The sequence below is a fragment of the Phenylobacterium sp. genome, assembly GCF_016124325.1.
In the GTDB taxonomy this organism is placed as follows: Bacteria; Pseudomonadota; Alphaproteobacteria; order Caulobacterales; family Caulobacteraceae; genus Phenylobacterium.
The window spans coordinates 26406-43916 of the sequence record NZ_WGNY01000017.1; the positions used below are offsets into that span (position 1 = coordinate 26406).

Below are 17511 nucleotides of genomic sequence, written 5' to 3' on the forward strand. Positions count from 1 at the left end.
CCGCGCCGGCCCAGGATTCAACCGTCTTCCGTGTAGCAAAGCAGGGTCACCCCGGCGAGCAGCGCGACGACCGCGGGCGCCCAGGCCGCGGCGAACAGCGGCAGGATGTCGGCCCGCGCCAGCGCGCCCGCGAACTGATTGAAGAAGAACATCACGAAACCCAGCGCCACGCCGGCGCCCGCCAGGCCCGCCAGCCCGCCGAGACGCGTGAGCCGGAGCGAGAAGGCGGCGGCCAGCACCGTCATGGCGGCGTAGAGCAGGGGGGTCGCCAGCAGCTGCTGGAATCGAAGCCGGTAGCCCGAAGCCGAAAACCCGGCCTGCTCGGTGAGGCGGATGGCCTTGGGCAGCTTCCAGAAGGCGATGGCCTCGGGCGAGGCCAGGCTCTCCATCGCCGCCTCGGCGTCCAGCGTCGAGCGGATCGAGAGGCTGTCCGAGCGGATCGACGAATCGCCCGCCGTGGCCTCCCGCACGTCCTTGAGCCGCCAGAAGCCGGGCAGCAGCGTCGCTTCCGCGGCCTCCAGCCGCCGGCGGAATTCGGGAAAGCCGCGATCGTTCTTCTCGTAGATGAACAGCGTGACGCCCTTCAGCGTCGCCAGGCCGTTCTGGACGTCGCGGGCGCGGGCGTGGATCACCACCTGGGTCGTCGCATCGCCCTGGCGCAGCCACACGTCCTGGGGCCGGTCGCCCAGGTAGTTCTGCATGATCCGCGCGCGCTCGTTCTCGAAGCGGGCGTTGAGCGAGGAGGCCAGGGGGTTGAGCCCGCCCACGGCCAGCAGGCCCAGGGCGAAGGCGCCCACGGCCGGCGGGGCGATGAAGCGCCAGGCCGAGACCCCGGCGGCGCGCATCGCCACCAGTTCGCTGCGCCGGTTCAGCCCGACATAGGCGCCCAGGCCGCCGAACAGGAAGCAGAACGGCAGCAGGATCTGGATGAGCGACGGGGCGCGGAGCAGGGTGAGGCTGAAGATGCTGTCGGCGCCGACGTCGGCCCGGGTCCCGACCTGGCTCGACAGCTCGACGAACTGGATCAGCAGCACCACGGCGGCGATGACCGCCAGCGCGGTCGCGACGCCCATGAGCAGCCGCGCGGAGACGTAGCGCTCTATCCGCCCCAGCCCGTTCACGCGGCGGCCTCGGCGGTGGGGGCGGCGGCGATCCGCGACTTGCGCCGGGTGATGTCGATGTGGCGGTTCACCCGGCCCCGGAAGATCTGGGCCAGCGCCAGCCACGTGGCCAGGAGCGGGGTGGCGTACTGGCCGATGTTGAGCCAGGCGTTGTCTTCGGCGGCGGCCTGGAACTGGAAGCCGGCCAGCCGGGCGATCGCGGCCAGGGCGGCCATGGTGGCGATCCGGCGGCCGTAGCCCAGGCGCGAGAACCCGCCGCCGATGATCGCGGCGAGCGCCATGGCCATGAAGGCGATGTTGTAGAGCGGCGAGGCCAGGCGGGCGTGCCCCTCGGCCATCAGGTCGAGGCGGTTGCGCCGCTCCCAGTCCTGCTGGAGGTCGGGGAAGAGCAGCTCGTGCAGATAGCGGTCGGACGGCTTGTAGTGGATTAGCTCGTCGGAGTTCGCCAGCGGCCCGAGGTCGAAGGTGTAGCTGCGGAACGTGAGGAAGTTCAGCACCCCGCGGCTCGACAGCTCCTGGTTCGAGCCGTTCTGCAGGATCAGCACCGGCCGGCCCTGGCTGCGCGCGATGTGGCCTTTCTCGGCCGAATAGGTCGTGTCCGAGCCGTCCGGCCGGACCTGATGGATGAACAGGTTCACCAGGTTGCCCGAGCTGTCGACCTTCTGGGCGTAGACCGTCAGGCCCGGCGCCGGGTGGGTGAACTCGCCCTCGCGCACCAGGGTGGCGGCAAGGTCGGTCCGCACCTCGAACAGCTCCTGGCGCAGGGTCCGGAAGGCGGCCGGCTGGATGAACAGGTTCATCGCCAGCGCAAGGAACGCGATGGTCGCCGCCAGCCGCATCGCCGGCGAGACCACCCGCCAGCGGCTCATGCCGCCGGCGAAGCAGACGACGATCTCCTGCTCGGTGTGCAGGCGGTTCAGGGCCACCAGCGCGGCCACGAACACGGCGATCGGCAGCACCAGGTTGATGAGCTGCGGCATGTACAGCAGCGTCACCTTGAGGAACACGAGCGCGCTCTGGCGCTGGTTCACGATCAGGTCGAGGCCCGCCAGGCTCTGGCTCAGCAACGCGACCGCCGTCAGCGCCAGAGTCGCTAGCGCGACTGGCCCGACGAGCTGGCGCAGGAGATATCGGTCGATCAGGCGCATTTCGCGTACTACGGCCTGAGCCTTGCCCTTTCAGCTGAACGATGCCTGAAGCGGAGGAGGAAGTTCGAAACCCGGAACCATAGCGTTGCGGCGTGCGAAAGCGGCTTCCCCTTTTGTCCGCTACGCACTAGGCCCGCAGGATTGGACGCGGCCCGGCCGCAATCCCGTTCTAAACCATGCGTCGCCGCGCCAGACAACATGACCTTGGCCACGGCCGGCGCAGCTCCGAGAGAGTGTGACGATGGATATCGAGTTCGTGGCGGCGGGCGTCGCCGTTTCTCCGAAGGCCGCCCTGGCGCGCATCGTCTTCGAGGGCGAGGCTCAGACGGGGCCGCTGGCCGCCGCGGTGGCCGCCAGCCGCTTCACGGGCGCCAAGGGGCAGACCCTGGACGTGCTCGCGCCCTCCGGCGTCGACGCCGCGCGGCTGGTCCTCGTCGGCGCGGGCAAGAAGGACGCCTTCGACACGATCGGCGCCGAGCATGCCGCCGCCAGCGCCTACGCCGCGGTGAAGGCCTCGGGCCTCGAGACCCTGCGCATCGAACTCCCCGAGGGCGCCGAGACCGCCGCGCACGCGGCGCTGGGTGTCCGCCTCGCCAGCTACCGCTTCGACAAGTACCGGACCAAGGAGCCGGCCGATAAGAAGCCGTCCGTCTCCCGGACCGAGATCGTCGTGGCCGACTCCGACGCCGCGATCGCCGCCTTCGCGCCGCTGGCGGCCCTCGCCGACGGCGTGGCCTTCACCCGCGACCTGGTCTCCGAGCCGGCCAACATCCTCTATCCCGCCGAGTTCGCCGCCCGCGTGAAGGCGCTGGAGAGCCTGGGCCTCGAGGTCGAGATCCTCGGCGAGCCCGAGATGATGAAGCTGGGCATGGGCTCGCTGCTGGGCGTGGGCCAGGGCAGCATCCGCGAGAGCCAGCTGGCGATCGTGAAGTGGAACGGCGGCAAGAAGGGCGATCAGCCCATCGCCTTCGTCGGCAAGGGCGTCTGCTTCGACACCGGCGGCATCTCGCTGAAGCCGGCCGACGGCATGGAGGACATGAAGTGGGACATGGGCGGCGCGGGCGCCGTCGCGGGCCTCATGCACGTCCTGGCCGGCCGCAAGGCCAAGGTGAACGCCATCGGCATCCTCGGCCTCGTCGAGAACATGCCCGACGGCAACGCCCAGCGTCCGGGCGACGTGGTCACCTCCATGTCGGGCCAGACCATCGAGGTCATCAACACCGACGCCGAGGGCCGCCTCGTGCTGGCCGACGCGCTCTGGTACTGCCAGGACCGCTTCAAGCCCAAGTTCATGGTCGATCTCGCCACCCTGACCGGCGCGATCATCATTTCGCTGGGCAATGACTACGCCGGCTGCTTCTCCAACAACGACGAGCTGGCCGGCAACCTCCTCGCCGCCGCCGGCGCCGAGGGCGAGCCCCTGTGGCGCATGCCGCTGCCCGACGCCTACAACAAGCAGATCGACTCGATGATCGCCGACGTGAAGAACACCGGCGGCCGGCCGGGCGGCTCGATCACCGCGGCCCTGTTCCTGAAGCGCTTCGTCAACGACCTGCCCTGGGCGCACCTCGACATCGCCTCCACCGCCTGGAAGAAGCCGTCCACCGTGCCGACCATCCCGGACGGAGCCACCGGCTATGGCGTCCGGCTGCTGAACCGGATGGTGCAGGACAAGTACGAATCCTGACGGCGCGCGGTCCATGGCGCCCCGGCTGGTCCTGCTCCACAGCCCGCTCCTCGGCCCGCTCTGCTGGCGGGCCGTGGCCGATGAGCTGAGGGCGCGCGGCCTCGCGGCCGAGACGCCGGCGTGGCCCCGGCTCTCGACCCTGGGCGACGACTGCTACGCCGCCCTCGCCAACAGCATGTCGGCGACCCTCCAGCCGGCGGGCGACACCATCGTCGTGGCCCATTCCGGGGCGGGGCCGCTGATCCCGTCCGTGGCCGCGCTCGCATCCGGACGGCTGGGCGGCGTCATCTATTGCGACGCCTTGCTGCCGCACCCGGGGCTCAGCTGGTTCGACACCGCGCCGCCGGACCTGGGGCTCCAGCTCCGGGCCGGCGCGGAGCAGGGGCGGCTGCCGTCGTGGGATCGCTGGTGGCCGCCGGGCGCGCTGGAGCGCCTGGTCCCCGACGACGGCCTCCGCACGGCCCTGATCGGCGAGCTGGAGCCCATCCCCATCGACTATTTCGAGGAGCTGGCCCCCGAGCTCGGCCTGGACGCCCCGGCCGCCTTTCTCCAGCTCAGCGGCGCCTACGTCGAGGAGGCGCAGATCGCCGGCCGCCGGGGCTGGCCGGTGGTGAGCCTGCCGTTGCATCATCTCGCCATGCTGACCCATGCGCCCGCCGTGGCCACGGCGATCGAGGGTCTGGCCCGGCGCCTGGGGGAAGCGGGTGGCTGAGACGCCCTGCGAGGTCTGGTTCTATCACCTGGAGCGCACCGGGCTGGACCAGGCGCTGCCCGAACTGCTGGAAAAGACGCTGCAGCGCGGCTGGCGCGCCATCGTCCGCTCGTCGGCGCGCGAGCGCATCGACCATCTCGACGGCTGGCTGTGGAGCTATCGCGACGAAAGCTTCCTGCCGCACGCCCCGGCCGAGGAGCCCCAGCCCGAGCGCCAGCCCATCCTGCTGACCACCGGCATGGACAACCCCAACCACGCCGACGCCCTGTTCCTGGTGGACGGCGCCCAGCCGGGCGAGCTGGCGGGCTACAGCCGCTGCATCGTCCTGTTCGACGGCGCCGACGAGGCCCAGCTGCGCAACGCTCGCACGCTGTGGACCGAGGTGAAGGCCAAGGGCCTGCCCGCCTCGTACTGGAAGCAGCAGTCCCGCGGCTGGGAGAAGCAGGCCTAGGCGGCCGACTCGTTCTCCGCGTCGAAACATTCTCCGTCGTCATGGCCCGGCTTGTCCGGGCCACCCACAAGCGCCGACGGGGCAGGCGAGGGCGCGGCGGCGCCGCCAGGCCGGCTGATCCCCCTATTCATGGGCCGCGCGGACAAGCCGGGCGATGACGGCGAACGTCGGCTGATGCGTCGCCGGCCTAGGCGGCCGGGATCTCCGCGCCCAGTTCCCGCAGCAGGTCCAGCCAGGCCTCGCGTCCCTTGGCGCGGCTGAACTTGGCGACGGCGGTCTCCCGCGCGGCGGCCCGCAGGGGCGCCGAGGCCTCGGGATTGCGGCAGGCCTCGATCAGGGCGTCCGAAAGCGCTGCGACGTCGAAGAACGGCAGGAGCCGGCCGTCGACGCCGTCGGTGATGGCGTCGTGCAGGGGGGCGGTGTCGGAGCCGATCACGTAGCAGCCGCTGGCCATGGCCTCGGCCAGCGACCACGAAAGCACGAAGGGATAGGTGTAGTAGACATGCGCCGTGCTCAGCCTGAGCGCGGCCAGCATGCGGGCGTGCTCGGTGCGGCCCAGGAAGTGGACGCGGTCCGGGTCGTCGGCGACGCCGTCGAAGCACACCTCCCGCCATGTCCGCCCGTCCTCGGGCGACCCGCCATAGGGCCGCCCGCCGGCCTGGCCGAAGATCAGCACCTGGGCCTCGGGGACCTCGGCGAGCAGGCGGGGCAGGGCGCGGGCGAAGATGTGCAGGCCTCGCAGCGGCTCCAGGTTGTTGTTGATGTGGGTGATCACCGGCGTTCCGGGAGCGATCGTGCGGCCGTCGTCCAGCGCGAACGGCTCGGCCGGTCCGGGGCGGATGGCGTCCACGTCGACCCCTTCGTGGATCACGCGGGTCCGGGTCCGCAGCAGCTCGGGCAGGGCTCCGGCCTGGAACTCGGTCGGCGCCACCAGGACGTCGGCGCCCAGATAGCCCAGCGCCATCACCGCGTTCTTGGCCTCGACCTTGTAGACCGCCTCCTGGTCGAACGGCAGGAACTCGGTGTCGAAGCCGACGTCATAGCCGCGGCCGTGGTAGTAGTACTCGGCGAAGGCCGCCATCCGGGCGTTCGGAAACACCTCGCGCAGCAGCACCGTCTCGCCCCAGCCGGGATGGGCGACGATGACGGCGGGATCCCATCCCTCCATGGCCAGGCGGCGGGCCGCCTCCAAGGCGCCGCGCGCCCGCAGCAGGTCGGCCTCGGCCCGCACCGCAAGGTCGTAGACGCCGGGCGTCGAGCCGCGCGCCAGCTGGTACTTGTAGATCCGCACGCCGGGGACGCCCTTGGCGTGATCCTGCCCGACCGCGCAGCAGGGCACCCCGCGCGCCATCAGGGTCTCGGCCAGATCCCGGAACTGTCCGGGGAAATTGTTGTGCACAAAGAGAACGCCGCGCGGCATGGGCGCCTTTTGCCCGCGGCGGCGGGCCATGTCACGCGGGCTCGATGCGAGGAACGGCTTGCTGGCCGACGAGCTGCCGCGATAGACCGCTCAGGGCGCGGCTATGGCGGAATTGGTAGACGCAACGGTTTTAGGTACCGTCGGGCAACCGTGGGGGTTCGAGTCCCTCTAGCCGCACCAGATGACTCGTGCGCTGGGCCTCCGAAACCCAGAATGAGCAACGTTCGACGACCGGAAATAGTTAAGAAAACGCCTCGTTAAGCTCGCCTGCGAAGTTTGCGGCTCGGAGGCACGCCGTAATCATGCCGGGACTGGCGAGACTTTTCGAACGACTGATCGGGCCGCCGGCGCGGGGGCCGGAACTCGACGGCCCGTTGCTGGGCCTGGCGGTGCGCAACAACCTGCTGACCATCGCGGTCCACGTGGCCGCCGCCGTCGGGGTCACGTTCCTCGGCCGGACCGAGGACCGGGCCTTCTACGATTCGTGGCTGGCGGTCGTGCTGGCCGTCGTCGGCGTGCGCCTGTGGACCAATCATCGCGCGAAGCGGGCGTTGGCCCGCGGAGGCGACCTCGACCTGGCGCGGCGGCGCCGGCTTTCGCTGGTGCATTCCGCCGGGCTGCTCGTCAGCGCGGGGCTATGGGCCTTCCTCGCGATCGCGCGCCTGCCCGTCGAGCCCGAATTCGTGCGCTTCGCCATCATCATCGTCCTGTCGGCGCTGGCGGGCGGCGCGATCGGCACCCTCGCGCCGCTGCGGATCACCGGCGCGGCCTACGGCACCTTGCTGCTGGCGCCGGCCAGCCTCACGCTGCTCCTGGGCGATGCGCACGAGCGGGTCCTCGGCGCGCTCGGGCTGGCCTACTGGCTGGTCATGATCGCCGCGCACCGGAACGGCCATACGCTGGTCGTCCGATCCATCCGGCTGGCGGCCGAGAAACACGCGCTGGTCGGGGAGCTGCGCGCCCGCAACGCCGAGATCGACGAGGCCAACCGGTCGCTCGAGGCGCGGGTCGCCGCCCGCACCGCGGAACTGAGGGACATGGCGGGCAGGGCGGAGGCGGCCAATCGCGCCAAGTCGGCGTTCCTCGCCACCATCAGCCACGAGATCCGCACCCCGCTGAACGGTGTCCTCGGCATGGCCCAGGCCATGGACCGCGCTGCGCTCGCTGCGCCCCAGGCCGGGCAGTTGGACGTCATCCGCGACTCGGCGCGCATGCTGCTGGGGATCGTCAACGACGTCCTCGACATCTCCAAGGTCGAGGCCGGCCAGCTCCAGCTTTCGCCGGCCCCCTTCGACGTCGCCGCGTTCGCCGATGGGGTGCGGCGCCTCTACGAGATGCTGGCGGTGGAGAAGAACCTGGCGTTCGAGCTCACCGTTACCGACGGCGCGCTCGGCATGCGCATGGGCGATGAGGTCCGTCTGCGCCAGATCGTGGGCAACCTGGTCGCGAACGCGCTCAAGTTCACCGAGGCGGGCGGTGTGACGATCACCTTCGATGGGGACGACGAGGGGCTGATCTGCGCCGTGCGGGACACCGGCATCGGCATCCCGCCCGAGGACCAGGCGCGGATCTTCGACCGCTTCGTGCAGGCCGACGCCTCCACGGCGCGCCGCGCCGGCGGAACCGGGCTGGGGCTCGCCATTTCGCGCGAGCTTGCGGAACTGATGGGCGGCGGGCTCACCGTCGCGTCCGACCCGGGGCGCGGCTCGTGCTTCACGGTCCGCACCGCTCTTCCGCGGGTCGAGGCCGAGGCGCCGCCAGGACCGGAGGCGGCGGCGCCCCCGGGCGTCGCCCCGTCGGCGGGCGGCGATATCCTGGTGGTCGACGACAATCCCACCAATCAGCTCGTCCTGAAGACCCTGCTGGGACATCTCGGCCTCGCCTGCGAGACCGCCGACGACGGGGTGGCCGCGGTCGCGGCTTTCGAGGCGCGGACCTGGGGCCTCGTGCTGATGGACGTCAACATGCCGGGGATGGACGGCCTGGAGGCCACCCGCCGCATGCGCTCGCTTGAGACCGCGCTGGGCCGGCTCCGCACGCCGATCGTGGCCGTCACGGCGAGCGTGCTGTCGCACGAGACCGAGCGCTATCGCGCCGCCGGAATGGACGACATGCTGGCCAAGCCGATCGACGTCGCCGCGCTGGTCGATTGCCTCCAGCAGCGGTTCGGGGCGCCCCGCGACGAGGCGGCGTGACGCCGGCCCGCGATGGGGCTTGGACGCGCGACGACACCGTGACATAAGGGCGCCTTCGCGCCGCCGGACCCTGTCCTGCGGCCATCCTCGTTTGACCTAAAGGACGGACGCGGCGCAGCGAGACGCCCTGCTCCAGGAATCTGAAGATGTCGATGCAGATCGTTGAGAAGTCTGGTGAAGGCCTGAGCCGTGTCTATGGGGTGACGGTTCCCGTCGCCGACCTGACCGAGCGGCTGGAGGCTCGGATCGCCGAGATCACGCCGACCCTCAACATCAAGGGCTTCCGGCCGGGCAAGGTGCCGCCGGCCCACGTGCGCCGCCTCTATGGCAAGGCGCTGATGAGCGAGGTCGTGCAGGAGACCCTGAACGAGACCACCCAGAAGGTGCTGGAAGACAACAAGCTGCGCCCGGCGGGCGAGCCCGACCTCAAGCCCGAGGGCGACATCGAGGCGGTGATGGAAGGCAAGGCCGACCTGGCCTACGAGCTGGCCATCGACCTGATGCCGGAATTCGAGCCGGTCGACGCCGCGACGCTGTCGCTCTCCAAGCCGGTCTACGCCCCCACCGAAAAGGAAGTGGACGAGACCGTCGCCGATCTCGCCAAGCAGAACCGCACCTACGAGCCGCGCACGGGCAAGACCGTCAAGGCGAAGGACGGCGACCAGCTGCTGATCGACTTCATCGGCCGCATCGACGGCGAGGCCTTCGATGGCGGGACCGCCACCGACGTCGAGCTGGTGCTGGGCTCCGGCCAGTTCATCCCGGGCTTCGAGGAACAGCTCGTGGGCGCCAAGCCCGACAGCGACGCCACGGTGAAGGTGACGTTCCCGGCCGAGTACCAGGCCGCTCATCTCGCCGGCAAGGACGCGGAGTTCGAGGTCAAGGTGAAGGAAGTGCGCGCGCCCAAGGACGCGCCGGCCGACGACGAGTTCGCCCAGCGCCTCGGCCTGGAGAGCCTGGAGAAGCTGAAGGAGCTGGTGAAGGGCAACCTGGAGGAACAGTACGCCGGGGCCTCGCGCTTCAAGCTGAAGCGCGCGCTGTTGGACGAGCTGGAGTCCAAGCACGACTTCCCGCTGCCGCCCAAGATGGTCGAGTCCGAGTTCGCCGCCATCTGGTCGCAGGTCCAGCAGGACAAGGAAGGCGGCTCGCTGCCGCCCGAGGACGCCGACAAGACCGAGGACCAGCTCGAGAAGGAATACCGCAAGATCGCCGAGCGCCGGGTGCGCCTGGGCCTCGTGCTGGCCGAGATCGGCCGCGCCAACAACATCCAGGTCACCGAGCAGGAGCTCGGCCAGGCGATGATGGAAGAAGCCCGCCGCTACGGCGCCCAGGCCCAGGAGGTGTTCAACCTGCTGCGCCAGAACGCCAACGCCCAGGCCCAGCTCCGCGCGCCGATCTTCGAGGACAAGGTCGTCGACCTCATCGTCTCCCAGGCCAAGGTCAAGGAGAAGAAGGTCAGCAAGGACGAACTCCTGAAGGAAGACGACCTGCCGGCCGGCTACGAAGAGTAGCCCGCGCGGCGGAACAGCTTCCCGGGAAGGCGCTGAGGCCGGTTCGCGGCTTTTCTGCCTAACTTGCTCACGGCGTCATCCCGGACGGAGGGCGCGACGCGCCCGAAGATCCGGGACCCAGCGGCGCCACCCTCGACGCGCCCGGGCCGGCAGCTTCACCGCCGCGCGGCTGGATCCCGGCTCTACGCGCTCTCGTGAGCGCTTCGGCCGGGATGACGTTGACCTGCTTGGCCTGAGGGGTAGCCCCCAGAGCGTTTCGAGTCTTCGCGATGTCGTCCGATCGTTGCGTCGGCGCCGGCTCGACTCAGAGCGAACGCAGCCGCCGCAGCAGCTCGGGGTTCTCCACCTGCGCGCGGCGCTCGTTGATGGCGCGATGCAGGTCGTAGGCCTCCTGCGGGTCCAGCGGCGACAGCGCCACCGGCGGCAGGTCCTCGTACGAAGGGGACCCAGACTCGGTCACGTGCTCGGTCGGCTGGCTCATAGGCAGGCTCCCATCTCCCCGCGATCGCGGGGCCCATCCCACGGTTAAGGTATCATTTACCCGTCACATCCGCCAAATCCCGAGTGCGCTGCGCCCGTTCGCCTCCGATCACAGTCTGGTGTGCAAGGTTCCACCCCGGCCGTGGGCCAGGCTTTCGAGACCCCGCGGCAATTCGGTGAACCGCGATCAGGAATCGGTTGGCTTCCGCAAGGAAGGGGTCGTAATTTGCGGAGATTACGCCGCGTCGGGGCGCGGAGCCAACCTCTGCCACGGGCAGGGATCGACTTCTCGACCTCGGGAGTAGTGCGTCCCGGGAAGGAAGTGAGTTTTGCAGCGCACGAGCGAGGTCGGGGACGACTACTTTCATAAGGTCGTCGACTGTCAGTGGGCGTGTCCGGCCCACACCCCCGTTCCGGAGTACATCCGCCTGATCGCGGAAGGCCGCTACTCCGACGCCTACATGATCAACTGGAAGTCCAACGTCTTCCCGGGCGTGCTGGGGCGCACCTGCGACCGGCCGTGCGAGCCGGCCTGCCGCCGCGGGCGGGTCGAGGCCGAGCCGGTGGCGATCTGCCGTCTCAAGCGGGTGGCCGCCGACCTGAAGTCCGACATCACCGACCGCCTGCCGCCGCCGGCCGCGCAGCCGAACGGCAAGCGCGTGGCGCTGGTGGGCTGCGGCCCGGCCTCGCTGACCGTGGCGCGCGACCTGGCGCCGCTGGGCTACCAGCTCACCCTGTTCGACGGCGAGACCAAGTCGGCCGGCATGATCCGCAGCCAGATTCCGCGCTTCCGCCTGCCGGAGGAGGTGATCGACGAGGAGGTCGGCTACATCGAGGCCCTGGGCGGGGTGGAGCTGCGCCTGGGCCAGCCGATCGACAGCCTGGGGGCCCTGCTGGCCGAGGGCTACGACGCCGTCTTCGTGGGCTCGGGCGCGCCGCGGGGCCGCGACCTCGACATCCCCGGCCGCGAGGAGGCCAAGGCCAACATCCACATCGGCATCGACTGGCTGAGCTCGGTGTCGTTCGGCCACATCGACCGGATCGGCCGCCGCGTGATCGTGCTGGGCGGCGGCAACACCGCCATGGACTGCTGCCGCACCTCGCGCCGGCTGGGCGGCGAGGACGTCAAGGTGATCGTCCGCTCCGGCTTCGAGGAGATGAAGGCGTCCCCCTGGGAGAAGGAGGACGCGATGCACGAGGACATCCCGATCCTCAACTACCGCGTCCCCAAGGCCTTCACCCACGAGGGCGGCCGGCTGACGGGCGTCACCTTCGAGGTGGTCGAGGCCGTCTACGACGCCGACGGCCGCCGCAAGCTGATCCCCTCGGGCGAGCCCGACGAGCACTACGAATGCGACGACGTCCTGGTGGCCGTGGGGCAGGAGAACGCCTTCCCCTGGATCGAGCGCGACCTGGGGCTGGAGTTCGACGAGTGGAACATGCCGAAGGTCGATCCGGTCACCTTCCAGGCGACGCGCCCCGGCGTCTTCTTCGGCGGCGACGCCGCCTTCGGCCCGAAGAACATCATCTGGGCCGTCGCCCACGGCCACGAGGCCGCCGTCTCGATCCACAAGCACTGCCAGGGGCAGGACGTGGCCGAGCGCCCGCCGCCCGGCGCCACCCTCGTGAGCCAGAAGATGGGCATCCACGAGTGGAGCTACGACAACGACGTCTCCAACGACCGCCGCCACCGCGTGCCCCTGCGCGACAAGGCCGAGGCGCTCGCCAACGTGCGCCTGGAGGTGGAGCTGGGCTTCGACGCCCGGCTCGGCTTCGACGAGGCCCAGCGGTGCCTCAACTGCGACGTCCAGACCGTCTTCGCCGACAAGCTGTGCATCGAGTGCGACGCCTGCGTCGACATCTGCCCGATGGACTGCATCACCTTCACCGACGACGGCGAGGAGGCCGAGCTGCGAACCCGGCTCAAGGCCCCGGCCGAAAACCCCGACCAGGACCTCTACGTCTCCGGCAAGCTCGCCACCGGCCGGGTGATGGCCAAGGACGAGGACGTCTGCCTGCACTGCGGCCTCTGCGCCGAGCGGTGCCCGACCGGCGCCTGGGACATGCAGAAGTTCTACCTCGAGATGACCCACGCGGGGCCCCATGCCTGAGACCGCCAAGCCCGGGGCGCCGAAGGCCCGCGTCAACGACTTCGTCGTCAAGTTCGCCAACGTCAACGGATCGGGATCGGCCAGCGCCAACGGCCTGTTCGCCCGCTCGATCCTGCGCATGGGCGTGCCGGTGGCGGCGCGCAACATCTTCCCGTCCAACATCCAGGGCCTGCCCACCTGGTACGAGGTGCGCATCACCGAGGCCGGCTATCTGGGCCGGCGCGGCGGCGTCGACCTGATGGTGGCGATGAACCCGCAGACCTGGGACAGGGACGTGGCCGAGATCGAGCCCGGCGGCTTCCTGTTCTACGATTCCACCAAGCCGATGCCCGCCGCGAAGTTCCGCGACGACATCACCGTCGTCGGCATGCCGCTGACGGCCATGTGCAACGCCGCCTACGAGCTGCCGCGCGAGCGCCAGCTGTTCAAGAACACCATCTACGTCGGCGCCCTGGCCGCCCTGCTGGGCATCGAGGCCGAGGCCATCCGCGGCCTGCTGGCCAAGGACTTCGCCGGCCGCGACAAGCTGATCGAGGCCAACTACAAGGCCCTGGAGATGGGCTTCGGCTACGTCCGCGACCATCTCCAGGCCCTGCCGCTCCAGGTCCGCCGCGCCGACGCGGTGGGCGACCGCATCTATGTCGAGGGCAACCAGGCCGCCGCCCTGGGCGCGGTCTACGGCGGCGCCACCGTCTGCGCCTGGTATCCGATCACGCCGTCGACCTCGCTGGCCGAGGCCTTCACCAGCTACTGCCAGGACCTGCGCGTCGACCCCGAGACCGGCAAGGCCCGCTACGCCATCGTCCAGGGCGAGGACGAGATCGCCTCGATCGGCATCGTCGTCGGCGCCGGCTGGAACGGCTGCCGCGCCTTCACCGCCACCTCCGGCCCCGGCGTCTCGCTGATGACCGAGTTCATCGGCCTTTCCTACTTCGCCGAGATCCCCGCGGTGATCTTCGACGTCCAGCGCGGCGGGCCCTCCACCGGCATGCCCACGCGGACGCAGCAGGCCGACCTCATCGCCGCCGCCTACGCCGGCCACGGCGACAGCAAGCACGTCATGCTGCTGCCGGCCGATCCGGGCGAGTGCTTCGAGATGGGCGCCCAGGCCTTCGACCTCGCCGACCGCCTGCAGACCACCGTCTTCGTCATGCTCGACCTCGACATCGGCATGAACGAGTGGCTGACCGAGCCCTTCCAGTGGGACGACAGCCGCCGCCTCGACCGCGGCAAGGTGATGACCGCCGAGGAGCTGGAGGCCGGGGCCGATTTCGGCCGCTACAAGGACGTCGACGGCGACGGGATCCCGTTCCGCACCTATCCCGGCACGCATCCCACCAAGGGCGGCTATTTCACCCGCGGCACTTCGCGCAACCCCTACGCCCGCTACTCCGAGGAGGGCGCCGTCTACGTCGACAACATGGAGCGCCTGCTCCGCAAGTTCGACACCGCCCGCACCCTGGTCCCGGCCCCGATCGCGCGGCCGGCCAAAGGCAAGACGCGGGAGGGCGTCCTCTACTTCGGCTCCACCACGCCGGCCATGCACGAGGCGCTGGAGATGCTGGAGGCCCAGGGCCACCGCCTCGACGGCCTGCGCGTGCGCGCCTTCCCCTTCGCCCAGGCGGTGTGGGACTTCATCGCCGCCCACGACCGCGTCTTCGTGGTCGAACAGAACCGCGACGCCCAGCTGCGCACCCTGCTGATGACCGAGGGCGGGGTGGAGGCGGCCAAGCTGGTCCCCGTGCTGCACTACGACGGCACGCCCATCATGGCGCGGTTCATCGCCGACGACATCGCCCGCAAGCTGGCCGTGGGCCGGATCGAGGCCGCAGAGTGAGCTTCGCAGCATGACCTACATCACCAAGCCCCAGCTGCATCACCCCAGCCTGCGCGCCAACGGCCTGGGCTACACCCGCCGCGACTACGAGGGCTCGGTCTCGACGCTCTGCGCCGGCTGCGGCCACGACAGCATCTCGGCGGCCATCATCCAGGCGGCGTTCGAGCTGGAGCTGCCGCCGCACCGCGTCGCCAAGCTCTCCGGCATCGGCTGCTCGTCGAAGACGCCCGACTACTTCCTGGGCGCCAGCCACGGCTTCAACACCGTCCACGGCCGCATGCCCTCGGTGCTCACCGGCGCCAACCTCGCCAATCGCGACCTGATCTACCTGGGCGTCTCGGGCGACGGCGACTCGGCCTCCATCGGCCTGGGCCAATTCGCCCACGCCATCCGCCGCGGCGTGAACATGCTCTACATCGTCGAGAACAACGGCGTGTACGGCCTCACCAAGGGCCAGTTCTCGGCCACCTCCGACAAGGGCTCCAAGTCCAAGCGCGGCGTGGTCAACCACGACGCCGGCATCGACATGGTCAGCCTGGCCCTGCAGATGGGCGCCACCTTCGTGGCCCGCTCGTTCTCGGGCGACAAGGCCCAGCTCGTCCCGCTCATCAAGGCGGGGCTGGCGCACAAGGGCGCGGCCTTCATCGACTGCATCAGCCCCTGCGTGCAGTTCAACAACCACGTCGGCTCCACCAAGAGCTTCGACTATGTGCGCGAGCACAACGAGGCGGTGAACCGGCTCGACATGATCCCCCCGCGCGCGCCCATCCAGGTCGACTACGCCCCGGGCGAGACGGTGCGCGTCCAGCAGCACGACGGTTCGATCCTGTCGCTGCACAAGCTGGCCGAGCTCTACAACCCCGGCAACCGCGCCCAGGCCCTGGGCTACCTCCAGGCCCGCCAGGCGAGGGGCCAGATCGTCACCGGCCTCCTCTTCGTCGACCCCGAACACGGCGACCTCCACGACGCCATCGGCACCGTCGACACCCCCCTGAACCAGCTCGGCGAGGCGGAACTCGTGCCCGGCGCCGCGGCCCTGGCCAAGATCAACGCGGAGCTGCAGTAGGACGCTGGGCTAGTTTGTCGTTAGGTGATGTCGCATTGTGCAAGACTGGAAAGTCACTCGGTTGCATTTGGATGGTCGGCATCTGATGATTGACGGTTCGCAGCGTTTGCGGAACCATCGTCAAAGTGGGGGAGCCTCGAAGCAAAGCGTTGGGTGAGCGCGTTCGACGCTTCGCGTCGCGACGGACGTTGACCGGTAGCCTAATCGCCTTTGCCCTGATTTTCGCCAATCCTTTCTCTGCGTTAGGTTACCTGGACACTGCGTCAGAAGACCTTGTGTACAAACTCGTCGCGGGCTGGTTGCCGAGCAATTCAACAAAATTGGTCGTGGTCATCGCGGATGACACCTATCTACGAGATGCCGAAGCGCACGGTCAGCCGGCCGGTTGGCCGTTAAGTTACGGCGTCTACAGCGAAACCCTTGCCCGCGTCGCGCGAGCGAATCCCCGGGCATTGTTTCTAGATGTTGCATTCATCGAACCTTCTGCAGACCCCGCCGCCGAATCCCTCGCCGAAAGCCTGGCCTTCTATTCAAAGCGGTTTCCGATCCTTGTTGCGGCTGGCTCGGCAGAGACAGGTGCGCCGCGACCATTCATGAATCAAATCAAGAGAGTCATTGCCGACGGGCCACAGACTCCTGGGGCCCGTCGCGCGCCCCTCGCTGTCTCGGTGCTCGATCCAACATCTGACGGCTTGATTCACCCCTATAGCCTGAGCCCCGACAGCGACGGTCGACCCAATGCCGCCGTCGCGCTCTTACAGGTTACGGGCCAGACAGAAACTGCACGGGTGGCAGCGCGGCTGGGCCGGATCGACCTAGTTTGGGGCCTACCGGCGGCGGCTGCATGCAGCCTCTATGGCGAAGAGTTTGCCGAACGAGTTGCCGCCGGGTGCGCCCTGTCCCCCCGTGACCTGATCCTCCGTTTCGGCCAGCTGCTTTGGTCGGGCCTCGCGGCCGGACCGTGTGGCGATGACCGTCGGGGTACGCCGAACAAGGTCTGCGCACTGATCCCCCCGCTCATTCTCGCAGGCGACCCCTATCCAGTTGTGCCTCTGCAGGAACTGCTTAGTGGCAACGAACTGCAGATGAACAGCCTGTTGGCTGACTCGATTGTTGTATTCGGGCAGGACTTCGCCTTCGCTCGCGATGAGGCTTACAGCCCAATCTACGGAATGCGCCCTGCTAGTCTTCGGATTGCAACTGCGTATGCAAACCTTACGCACTTCGGATCGCGGGCCTTACGGCCACTTCCGGGCGTCTGGAAGCTGGTCAACCAGTTCTTGACGTGCTTGGTGGGCTTGGCGCTAGTCCTACGCCTGGAACGCCGGATAGGTTCCGAAACGCCTCTAGCGGAAGTCCTAACAGCGGCGACACTACTGTGCCTCGCACTTGTGACCGCAGTGCTGCAGACTTGGATGTGGCGCATTGGGCCGGAGAACTGGCTGGGCATCACCGCGGTGGCGAAACTCGCGCAGGACGGCTCGGCGCTGTTGTCGCAACTTGTCCGACCGACGAGGCCTCATGCGGCGGTCTAGGTTCATCCTCATCTGTGCGGCGCTCGTTGTTGCGTCTGCGGCCTCTGCTGCGCCGAACGACGCCGTTTCGGAAGATCTCGCCCCTGGCGATAGAGTGGTGTTCCTAGGTCAGGAGATCACCGCCACGTCAAACTTGAGCGGGCTCGGAATGAAGTTCTACGACGTCGCGAAGCTCCGACAGCCTGCGATCGTAACTGGGGTCGCCCCTAAGAACCGAATGGTCCGAGTTCGATCCGG

At 69.2% G+C, this 17511-nt stretch carries 13 protein-coding genes and 1 tRNA gene; 10 read left to right on the top strand and 4 right to left on the bottom strand.

Features of this window, described 5'->3' with window-relative positions; genetic code table 11:
* Positions 1-17: 17 nt before the first annotated feature.
* Both lptG and lptF read right to left on the bottom strand, forming a co-directional pair.
* The gene (lptG, locus tag GC203_RS09440; RefSeq protein ID WP_293453642.1) at positions 18-1121 is read right to left on the bottom strand and encodes an LPS export ABC transporter permease LptG; all 1104 of its coding nucleotides are present in this window, start codon (positions 1119-1121) and stop codon (positions 18-20) included.
* Positions 1118-2269 carry an LPS export ABC transporter permease LptF gene (lptF, locus tag GC203_RS09445; RefSeq protein WP_293453643.1) on the bottom strand — a complete coding sequence of 384 codons (1152 nt, stop codon included), beginning with the start codon at positions 2267-2269 and terminating at the stop codon, positions 1118-1120. Before lptF ends, lptG begins: the two co-directional genes overlap by 4 nt.
* 241 nt (positions 2270-2510) lie before the next feature.
* On the opposite strand from lptF, the gene GC203_RS09450 reads away from it, so the two are divergent.
* The 3 genes from GC203_RS09450 to GC203_RS09460 are packed head-to-tail and all read left to right on the top strand — an operon-like array spanning position 2511 to position 5119.
* Positions 2511-3956 carry a leucyl aminopeptidase gene (locus tag GC203_RS09450; RefSeq protein ID WP_293453645.1) on the top strand — a complete coding sequence of 482 codons (1446 nt, stop codon included), beginning with the start codon at positions 2511-2513 and terminating at the stop codon, positions 3954-3956.
* A 13-nt stretch (positions 3957-3969) separates the two neighbouring features.
* A complete protein-coding gene (locus tag GC203_RS09455) occupies positions 3970-4668 on the top strand; it encodes a hypothetical protein (protein WP_293453647.1) in 699 nt (232 codons plus the stop codon).
* Positions 4661-5119: a DNA polymerase III subunit chi gene (locus tag GC203_RS09460; protein ID WP_293453649.1), complete on the top strand. Its 459-nt coding sequence runs from the start codon at positions 4661-4663 to the stop codon at positions 5117-5119. The genes GC203_RS09455 and GC203_RS09460 overlap by 8 nt, the downstream gene beginning before the upstream one ends.
* A 187-nt stretch (positions 5120-5306) precedes the next feature.
* On the opposite strand, the gene GC203_RS09465 is transcribed toward GC203_RS09460, so the two are convergent.
* Positions 5307-6539: a glycosyltransferase gene (locus GC203_RS09465; RefSeq protein WP_293453650.1), complete on the bottom strand. Its 1233-nt coding sequence runs from the start codon at positions 6537-6539 to the stop codon at positions 5307-5309.
* A gap of 97 nt (positions 6540-6636) precedes the next feature.
* On the opposite strand from GC203_RS09465, the gene GC203_RS09470 reads away from it, so the two are divergent.
* From GC203_RS09470 to tig, 3 genes are all read left to right on the top strand, one after another.
* Positions 6637-6719, top strand: a tRNA-Leu gene (locus GC203_RS09470).
* Between the two features lie 122 nt (positions 6720-6841).
* The gene (locus tag GC203_RS09475) at positions 6842-8734 is read left to right on the top strand and encodes an ATP-binding protein (protein WP_293453652.1); all 1893 of its coding nucleotides are present in this window, start codon (positions 6842-6844) and stop codon (positions 8732-8734) included.
* A gap of 152 nt (positions 8735-8886) precedes the next feature.
* Complete coding sequence (tig, locus tag GC203_RS09480; RefSeq protein WP_293453904.1) at positions 8887-10245, top strand: trigger factor; 1359 nt, start codon at positions 8887-8889, stop codon at positions 10243-10245.
* A gap of 304 nt (positions 10246-10549) precedes the next feature.
* On the opposite strand, the gene GC203_RS09485 is transcribed toward tig, so the two are convergent.
* Entirely contained in the window at positions 10550-10726 is a 177-nt protein-coding gene (locus GC203_RS09485) for a hypothetical protein (protein WP_293453654.1), read from the bottom strand.
* 328 nt (positions 10727-11054) lie between these two features.
* Here GC203_RS09485 and GC203_RS09490 point away from each other — a divergent pair, with 328 nt between their 5' ends.
* The 4 genes from GC203_RS09490 to GC203_RS09505 all read left to right on the top strand — a co-directional run bounded on the left by GC203_RS09490 (position 11055) and on the right by GC203_RS09505 (position 17274).
* The gene (locus GC203_RS09490; protein WP_293453656.1) at positions 11055-12836 is read left to right on the top strand and encodes an FAD-dependent oxidoreductase; all 1782 of its coding nucleotides are present in this window, start codon (positions 11055-11057) and stop codon (positions 12834-12836) included.
* Entirely contained in the window at positions 12829-14673 is a 1845-nt protein-coding gene (locus GC203_RS09495; protein ID WP_293453658.1) for a 2-oxoacid:acceptor oxidoreductase subunit alpha, read from the top strand. Before GC203_RS09490 ends, GC203_RS09495 begins: the two co-directional genes overlap by 8 nt.
* A gap of 10 nt (positions 14674-14683) precedes the next feature.
* Complete coding sequence (locus tag GC203_RS09500) at positions 14684-15739, top strand: 2-oxoacid:ferredoxin oxidoreductase subunit beta (protein WP_293453660.1); 1056 nt, start codon at positions 14684-14686, stop codon at positions 15737-15739.
* Positions 15740-15927: 188 nt separating this feature from the next.
* A complete protein-coding gene (locus GC203_RS09505) occupies positions 15928-17274 on the top strand; it encodes a CHASE2 domain-containing protein (protein WP_293453662.1) in 1347 nt (448 codons plus the stop codon).
* The last annotated feature ends 237 nt before the right edge of the window (positions 17275-17511 follow it).